Annotated in this window: 9 protein-coding genes; all 9 read left to right on the top strand. The window is 45.1% G+C overall.

Features of this window, described 5'->3' with window-relative positions:
- Window positions 1-20 precede the first annotated feature (20 nt).
- The 9 genes from V6669_RS21950 to V6669_RS21910 are packed head-to-tail and all read left to right on the top strand — an operon-like array spanning window position 21 to window position 9061.
- Window positions 21-872 (top strand): 3-hydroxyacyl-CoA dehydrogenase family protein, encoded by an 852-nt coding sequence (locus V6669_RS21950; RefSeq protein WP_338588052.1) that lies wholly within the window; start codon window positions 21-23, stop codon window positions 870-872.
- 19 nt (window positions 873-891) lie between these two features.
- Window positions 892-1941 (top strand): HAD-IIIC family phosphatase, encoded by a 1050-nt coding sequence (locus V6669_RS21945; RefSeq protein WP_338588051.1) that lies wholly within the window; start codon window positions 892-894, stop codon window positions 1939-1941.
- Between the two features lie 15 nt (window positions 1942-1956).
- Window positions 1957-2220, top strand: a complete 264-nt coding sequence (locus tag V6669_RS21940) for an acyl carrier protein (protein WP_017687156.1) — start codon at window positions 1957-1959, stop codon at window positions 2218-2220.
- Window positions 2217-3101: a hypothetical protein gene (locus V6669_RS21935; RefSeq protein ID WP_338588050.1), complete on the top strand. Its 885-nt coding sequence runs from the start codon at window positions 2217-2219 to the stop codon at window positions 3099-3101. Before V6669_RS21940 ends, V6669_RS21935 begins: the two co-directional genes overlap by 4 nt.
- 25 nt (window positions 3102-3126) lie before the next feature.
- Window positions 3127-3867: an alpha/beta fold hydrolase gene (locus tag V6669_RS21930; RefSeq protein WP_338588049.1), complete on the top strand. Its 741-nt coding sequence runs from the start codon at window positions 3127-3129 to the stop codon at window positions 3865-3867.
- 35 nt (window positions 3868-3902) lie between these two features.
- Entirely contained in the window at window positions 3903-6236 is a 2334-nt protein-coding gene (locus V6669_RS21925; RefSeq protein WP_338588047.1) for an FtsX-like permease family protein, read from the top strand.
- A gap of 12 nt (window positions 6237-6248) precedes the next feature.
- The gene (locus V6669_RS21920) at window positions 6249-7016 is read left to right on the top strand and encodes an ABC transporter ATP-binding protein (RefSeq protein WP_017687160.1); all 768 of its coding nucleotides are present in this window, start codon (window positions 6249-6251) and stop codon (window positions 7014-7016) included.
- A gap of 60 nt (window positions 7017-7076) precedes the next feature.
- On the top strand, window positions 7077-7712 hold the full coding sequence (locus V6669_RS21915) for a TetR/AcrR family transcriptional regulator (protein ID WP_133385585.1): 636 nt from the start codon (window positions 7077-7079) through the stop codon (window positions 7710-7712).
- A 20-nt stretch (window positions 7713-7732) separates the two neighbouring features.
- A complete protein-coding gene (locus V6669_RS21910; protein WP_338588046.1) occupies window positions 7733-9061 on the top strand; it encodes an MFS transporter in 1329 nt (442 codons plus the stop codon).
- The last annotated feature ends 33 nt before the right edge of the window (window positions 9062-9094 follow it).

Genomic DNA, 9094 nt, shown 5'->3' with positions numbered 1-9094 from the left:
CAATAAGGAGGTGATTAGGTATGCATAATCGACTCATTGCAATCATTGGCGCAGGGGTGATGGGATGCGCCACAGCACTGGATGTAGCGAGGGTTGGTTATCGTGTAATTTTGCAGGATATTTCGGCGTCGGTCATCGAACATGCCCCTGATGTTATACGTCGTGAATATCGTTCAGCTTGCTTTCTGAAGCAAGGGTACGGTCAGGTCCCCCTGGATCAGATCATGGAACGAATCTCGTTCCAGACACAAGATGAAGGTGTGGAAGAGGCAAGTATCATTATTGAAAATGTAACCGAAAACCTGGAGTTGAAAAAGGAAGTTTACGCACGACTATCCCACAAGGTTCGTCCGGATGCTTTATATGCGCTAAATACAAGCTGTATTTCCGTGACAAAGCTCGCTTCATTTTTGCCTGACCCAGGTCGAGTCATTGGGGTGCATCTGATGAATCCGGTTCCTGTTAAATCCATGGTGGAGGTGATCAAAGGACATCATACAACGCAGGTTACGGAACATGAGATGGTAGCGTTTTTGGAAACTCTTGATAAAAGTCCAGTTGTCATAGAGGATCTGCCCGGGTTTGTCTCTAATCGCCTCTCACACTTGTTAATGAATGAAGCGGCGTACATTGTACAGGATGGAATCGCTACACCCGAGCAGGTGGACGCCATTATGAAGAAGGGCTTCAATTATCAGATGGGGCCGCTGGAGACAGCGGATCTGATTGGTCTGGATACGGTCGTGCATTCATTGAAAGTATTGTACGACAGCTATCAGGACCCCAAATTCCGATGCTGTCCGATGTTGCAGAAAATGGTTGATGCAGGACAGTGGGGGCGGAAGACGGGTCAAGGATTCTATGCCTACTAAGATGAAGGGTGGCATGACCATGGAAAAGCTCAAGGATATCAAATGCATCGTTTGGGATCTGGACCACACCATATGGGATGGAGTTTTGCTTGAATCTGCAGATGTGCAACTGAAGCCGGGCTTAAAGGAGGTGATTGAAAAACTGGACCAGCGAGGTATTTTGCATTCTGTTGCCAGTAAAAATGATGCAGAGCTGGCTTGGGCGAAACTAAACGAATTGGGCATCGCCGAATATTTTCTATATCCCGAAATCCATTGGGATGCAAAATCCGTCTCTGTTCAGCGGATTCAGCAGAACATTAATATCGGTATGGATGCCATTCTGTTTGTGGATGATCAACCTTTTGAACTGGAAGAAGTGCAAAGTGTACATGCTGACATCCAGGTACTTCATGCGGATCAATATGAAACCATGCTTGATGACCCAAGGCTGATGCCCCGATTTATTACAGCCGACTCTGCGTGCAGAAGGCAGATGTATCAGGCGGATACACTCCGTAAACAGGCTGAGGAACAGTATGAAGGACCTTCAGAACAATTTCTGGCTACGCTTGGCATGAAATTTTCCATCTACGAGGCTACTGAGGATGATCTTCAGCGTGCAGAGGAACTTACTGTTCGCACCAATCAGCTAAACGCAACGGGAATTACCTACAGTTACGAGGAGCTGCATCAACTGATGACCTCACAGGACCATTTGTTATTGGTGTGTGAACTCGAAGACAAATACGGAACGTATGGCAAAATTGGGCTTGCACTTATTCACATGCAGCAGAAAGTATGGCGGCTAAACATGCTTCTGATGTCTTGCAGAGTGATGTCCAGAGGAGCAGGGAGTGTACTGCTAACGTACATCATGCGCGAAGCTCAGAAGCAGGGCAAACAGATGCTTGCGGACTTCAGGGATACCGGAAGGAACCGGATGATGAATATCAGCTATCGCTTTGCCGGTTTCAAGCAGCAATCTGCAGATCAGGAAGGAAGAGTACTATTTTATCATGATTTGCAGCAGGCTGTAGAGTTTCCAGATTACATTGAGGTTTTAGTGCCTGAGGGGCAACATCAATAACAAGGGGGAAGGGCAGTGGATTATCGTCAGGAAATTCGGGAGTTTATCGGGAACAACCTCACCATGGATCATGAGGACACTCAAATTAATGATAATGACAATTATTTTGAGCAGCGGTTCGTCAATTCGCTCTTTGCGATGCGTTTGGTGGACTTTGTAGAGCGTAGATTCCAGATTGAGATAGCAAATGAAGATCTGGATTTGGCTAATTTCTGCACGATTAACCGTTTGCATGATCTTATTGAGAGAAAGTTGACTGAGAAGGAGGCGGCATTATGATTACAGCTAATCAGGCATCCATTCGTCCAGTCACAAGTCCGGCAACCAGCCCGTCCAACAAATATATGTATTTGTTTTTGGGAATTTCCTTTGGCACATGTTATGGAATCGCAAGTTTGTTCATGTTCTTTGCGGATTTTATTGTACCCATAACTGGTGAGTTAACCTTGATGCATCCACTTGCGATCGTTGCTCTGTATTCACCTTCCATTGCCGGATTAATTACATGTTATGTGATGGGCGGAACGGAAGCATTAAAAGGAATGTTTATGAAGCTGGTTCCGCGCAGACAGGACCTGTTCTGGATACCGCTCATTATTGGAATTTCCATCATCTTTGCATCAACAATGCACTTTGGTTCCTTGTTATTCGGCATACCGGTCCCTGAGTTGACATATAGTGTACCTGAAATGATCTGGTTGGGGATTGTGAATCTGATCAAGGAGACGGGGCTGATTGGTGGGCTGTTTGGTTGGATCGGATTTTTGCTTCCATTCTTGCAAGGGAAGTTAAAAAATAATATAACAAGTGGTCTGCTTACCGGCCTGCTGTTCGGATTATGGGTGCTTCCGGGATACTTGATTTCCTCTTTTGGCACCTCAACCACTTACATATACTACGTTGTTCAGCTTATGGCATTTATCGTGTTCCAAAGTTATATCTTCAATGCAACCAAAGGTACACTTCTGTTTTATCTGCTTGCATTCTGGCTTGTAGCCACAGGAAGTCAAATTGATTTGTACTACTTTAATCCGCAAGTTCAAATTATGCAATTCTTCTTTTTTGTAATATCGGCTATTGTCATACATGTCATCTTCAAGCGTAAAAATGTGGATACTTCACTTCAGACATTCCCTGCATATGTTCTGGAAAGAAAGTAAGCCTAGTTATGGTGGTGGATAAGTGATGGAACCGATCTATTTGGAGCAGTTACAAAAGGGGGAGGGAAACAGACAAATAGTCTGTTTTCCTTATCTCGGTGGCAACTCCAACAGTTTTCAGCCCCTAGTGCCGTACCTTCCTGACACGGAAATTTGGGCGTTTACGCCCCCGGGTCATGGTCTGAACACCGAAACACCCCTGGAGCATATGCAGCAACTCGTAGAACTGTATACCAGCAAGCTGCTGGATGTTATAAAGCCCGGCAGTCTGTTATTTGGACATAGTCTGGGAGGAATTACAGCCTACTTCGTTGCACAGCGCTTATGTCAGGAACGTCCAGATGTAGCTAAAACGCTACGGCTTGTATTATCTGCCTGCAACACGCCTGACGAATGCGGGATGCAGAATTATGATCAGATGTCAGACGGAAATCTGATTGATCATCTGTTTTCCTATGAAGCTCTTCCGCAAGAACTGATACATGAAAAAGAATTATTGAATTATTTTCTGCCCGTCATCCGGGCGGATTTCAGGATGCTGGAATCTGCAGCAACACTTGAATATGAGCCGCTCTCATTGCCGGTATTGTATCTGTGGGGAGAACGGGATCGTACCGTTACCCTTCAATCAGCGTTGAGATGGGGCCGATATTTTGAATCATCCATGAAGCTTCAAACCATCAAAGAGGGTGCTCACATGTTCATGATGCATCAACCTTCAACGGTGGCGCATTGTCTGACAAGCTTTATGACTCCAGATAAATAGGAACAACTTGTAGATGAGAGGAGCCATGTTCGTTTATGCTGCTACGAATGCTGAGAAACGATATAACGAGAAAAAAAGGGATTACGGCTGCGTTATTTATTTTTGTACTGCTGGCCGCCTTGCTGGTATCTTCGGGGTCACGAATGATTATGGAACTGACGAGTTCCATCCAATATCTATTTTCTGAATCCAAAACACCACACTTTGTGCAAATGCATGCCGGAGAACTCGATCAGGCCAAAGTGAACACATGGGCTGAAGAAAATGCCATGGTCCAGCAGCATCAGATTGTGGAAATGGTCAACATTGACGGCTCTAATCTGTTTCTCGGAGCAGAGTCCGAAAAGAACAGTGTTATGGACATTGACTTTGTTACACAGAATGAGGGTTTCGACTATTTGTTGAATCTGGACAGTGAGATTATTCAGGTGAACGATGGCGAGATCGCAGTTCCGGTATATTACATGCAGCAAAAAAAATTGAGCGTGGGCGACCAGGTTCGGATCGATAATGGTCAATTTGAGCGTTCTTACACCATCGTTGATTTTGTTCGTGATGCTCAGATGAATCCATCGGTTGTGCACTCCAAACGTTTTATCGTGAGTGCAGGGAATTTGCAGGAACTGAAGCAGAGCATCGGAGAGATGGAGTATCTCATCGAATTCCGGTTGACGGATCCCGGACTAACGAGTGAATTTACCCAGGCTTATCAAAATGCCGGACTCCCCAACGCGGGTCCAGTCGTAACCTATGGGCTGTTCCAGGTACTGAATGCCATGACCGACGGAGTTATTGCAGCCGTTATTATTTTGGTCAGTCTTGTACTGATTCTGATCGCGATGCTTTGCATCCGATTCACAATGCTTGCGACCATCGAAGAGGATTATCGTGAGATTAGTGTCATGAAGGCGATTGGGATCGCAGAGAAGGATATTAAGAGACTGTATCTGATGAAGTATGTATTTATGGCCGGATTTGCATCCGTGCTTGGTTACATTGCATCACTTGGCGTTAACAGACTATTTGTTTCCAACATCATGTTGTATATGGGAAAAGCACCTGCAACCCTGTTGCATTTCGCGATTCCGTTATTAGCCGCTGGCATAATATTTGCCATGGTTGTTCTGTTCTGTCGAACGGTATTGCGGCGTTTTCGTTCCATTTCCGCGGTGGATGCTCTCCGTACCGGGAGCCTGGGAGATACACAGATCATTCGAAACCGGCTTAGTTTGTCCCGCAATCGCTGGTCTTCCGTACCTGTCTTTCTTGGTCTGAAGGAAGTGATACAGCGAATCAAGATGTTCCGATTATTGTTGTTCGTCTTTGTAGTCAGTTCATTTATCATGATTGTGCCGGTCAACTTCCTGAACACTTTGCAGGCGCCAAGTTTTATCTCTTATATGGGTGTTGGACAAAGTGATATTCGCATTGACTTGAGGCACACAGACGATGTGGAGCAGCGTTATGACAATCTGGTTGCCCAGATCCAAAATGATAAAGACATCAAAACGTATTCCCCATTGGTGACAAGCCAGTTCAAGATTAAAAATGCGGAAGGAAGTTACGACAATCTGAGTGTAGAAACTGGGGATTTCAGTATTTTCCCATTGTCTTATGTTAGCGGTAATGCGCCAACAACCGAAAATGAAATCGCGTTATCTGATGCAAACAGTAGCGAGCTGCACCTGAAGACTGGTGAGCAACTTACCTTGCTGGTTAATGGCAAGGACCAGATGATGACGGTCAGCGGAATATACCAGGACGTTACGAATGGTGGGAAAACGGCGAAGGCCTTATTACCTTACAACAAGGATAGTGTGTTGTGGTATGTGGTCAGTTTGGATCTGAATAATCGCGGGGACATGGCTACCAAAATTGCTGAATATGAGGCGGCTTTCTCGCCTGCCAAAGTAACCGATCTTCAAGGTTATCTGGATCAGACGTTAGGCGGAACCATCCAACAATTGAAATTGGTGACGATGCTGGCCTTGGTCATCGGTGTCTTCATATCTATTTTAATTACAGCATTGTTCCTCCAGATGTTAGTAGCCAAGGATAACAACGACATTGCTGTATTAAGAAGCCTTGGGTTTGCCTTGTCTAAAATCAAGTTCAAGTATGTCGTGATGTCACTTGTCATATTAATCTTAGGGGTTGTTACTGGAACGATATTGTCCAATACGTTGGGTCCGTTGCTGGTTAGTGCCATTATGTCGACGTTTGGTGCTTCCAATATTGTTTTTGTTGTTAACCCGTTACAGGCATATATCTTGTGTCCATTGTTACTTGCAGGCACGATTGTACTGACAGCATGGATTAGTATCCAATCGATCAAGGAAACGAGCATATCCAAAATGATTGTCGAATAGGGAGGATCAACGATGACAACTATACTTGAGGCTAAAGACGTGAATAAATCCGTAGCGATCGGCGAGAATGAAGAACATAACATCTTAAAAGATATCAATCTTCAATTAAAAAAGGGAGAATTTGTTTCCATCATGGGGCCATCTGGCTCAGGCAAGTCTACCTTACTGTACAACATAAGTGGTATGGATCAGATTAGCGCTGGAAGTGTCTATTTTAATGGCAAAAAAATATCGGCATTTCAGGAGAGAGATCTGGCAAGTCTACGTTTGACCAAGATGGGATTCATCTTTCAAAATATTCATCTGCTCAAAAATCTGAATCTGTTAGACAATATCGTACTTTCCGCGTATCTGGCCAAAAATAGCAGTAGAGAAACGATTAATACACGGGCAATGTCATTAATGAAAAAAATGGGGATTGATGAGCTTGCTGGGCATAACATCACCCAAGCCTCAGGGGGACAGCTTCAACGGATTGCCATCTGCCGTGCGCTGATCAATAATCCAGATATTTTATTCGGCGATGAACCAACGGGGGCGCTGAATTCCAAATCAACGTATGAGATCATGGATATTCTGGGCGATATTAATGCAACAGGTACAACCATTCTGCTGGTGACCCATGATGTGAAAGTCGCTGCCAGATCGGAACGTGTACTGTTTATGATGGACGGTAAGCTGGTTGCAGACAGAAATATTGGAAAATATGCAAGAGAGCGTCAGGATCTGAAAACAAGGGAAAGCCATTTGGCGCAATGGTTGACTGAAATGGGGTTCTAAAAAAAGAACTTCATGACTACAATAGACCGACAGTCGGTCGAACGTATCGGAGGCCAGGATATGAGACTGATAAAAAACCCGGAAGAACGCAGGAACGAGATTTTGGATGCCGCCGAGATTCTGTTCGTAACAAAGGGATATACCAAAGCTACGGTCATGGATATCCTTCAGGCGTGCAACATTGCCAAGGGTACATTTTATTATTATTTTCAGTCCAAGGAAGAGGTTATGAACGCCATCGTTATGCGTTTTATTCTGAGCGGTGAGGCATCGGCCAGGCACGTGGTGTCTGACCCCAAACTGAACGCCCATGACAAAATTTTTCGCATCATGATGGCGCAGAATCAGCCAGACGGCAGAAAACATGATCTCATCGAGCAATTGCACAGTGTTCATAATGTGGAGATGCACCAAAAGAGTCTTGTAGAGACGGTAATTCGATTAAGTCCCATCTTGGCCGAGGTGGTAGAGCAGGGCATTCAGGAGGGGGTATTTCATACACCTAACCCAAAGGAATCCATCGAGTTCCTGCTTGTATCGTCACAATTTTTGCTGGATCGAGGCATCTTTCAATGGGAGGAGGAAGAACTCCAAAAAAAGGTTGAAGCATTCACACATATTATGGAACGTGTGCTGGGAGCAGAAAAAGGAAGCTTCGCCTACGTCACTCGTCTTTATTTTCCGAATCAAGGTTAGCCGAGAAAGGAGTATCATCCATGGAACATACCGTTCAAAAATCATTTAAAAAGTTTCTGGTAGTATGGTTCGGTCAGCTCATCTCCATGATTGGGATTGGACTGACAGCCTTCTCCCTGGGGGTGTATGCCTTCGAAAAAACGAATACGGCAACAAGTGTTGCATTGATTACCTTATTCACGTTTCTGCCGAATATCCTGCTTCGACCTATTGGAGGGGTACTGGCAGACCGATTCGACCGTCGAACGATGATGATTATCGGCGACCTGGGGTCGGCAGCCGGTTTGATTTTCATTCTGTCGATTATGCTCACAGGTGATATCCAATTATGGCATATCTATGTGGGAGTGGCCTTTAGTTCCGTGTTTTCCGCGCTGCAGAGCCCGGCATATAAGGCCTCTGCTACGGACCTGCTGGATAAGGATCAGTTCTCGAAAGGAAGCGGTCTTGTACAACTGGCTGAATCCTCGAAGTTTCTGTTTTCACCCATCATTGCGGGCATTCTGCTTAGTATAACAACCATTGAAGTCATTCTGGTTATTAATATTCTGACATTCCTGGTTGCCATTCTGGCTGTGCTGGTTATTCGGAAGAGCATGAAGGTGGAGCGAGAGGATCAAGAAGACAAAAACTGGATCACCGATATGCAAGAGGGCTGGAGGGAAGTTGTAACCAACAAGGGAGTACTGTTGCTGGTGGTGATTATTTCACTTGTCACCTTTTATCTGGGATTCCTGGAGACACTCATTGGTCCGATGCTTCTGTCATTCACGGATGCAAAGACACTTGGAACGTTTCAGTCTGTTAGCGCCATCGGCATGCTGATTAGCAGCTTGTGCATCGGCATATTTACAATAACAAAGAGATATGCAAGTGTGCTTGTGATGGGTCTGATTTTGTGCGGTTTGTCCTTTTCGCTTCTGGGGATATCCACCAACATTTATTTTATTATCTTCGCAGGTTTTCTGTTCCTGTCATCACTGCCGTTTGTCAATATGAGCGCAGATGTGCTGGTGCGAAACAATATCGCCAACGATAAGCAGGGCAGGGTATGGGGAATCATTGGTATTCTGTCACAACTCGGGTTTATTATCGCGTACAGTTTGGCTGGATTTCTGGCCGACCATGTGTTTAATCCGTTGCTGATGGAGGGGGGAGCACTGGCTTCGTCTGTTGGTCAAATTATTGGAACTGGGCCAGGCAGAGGTATTGCCTTTCTGTTTATCATCGCGGGTCTGTTTGTTATTCTGATCGCAATAATTACATCCCGTTTGAAAATGATCAAATCTCTGGAGCAGAGCCCAGATATAGCGGCTCCATCCGATGTTGGCGGGTTGGCGCACGATTAATTCGAATCCAACAGCGTAAGCCCTTGTCCGCAG

It is taken from the genome of Paenibacillus sp. Y5S-9, assembly GCF_036894235.1.
Taxonomy (GTDB): domain Bacteria; phylum Bacillota; class Bacilli; order Paenibacillales; family Paenibacillaceae; genus Paenibacillus.
The sequence above is the reverse complement of the archived record's forward strand: the minus strand, read 5'-3'. Positions and strand labels throughout refer to the sequence as shown.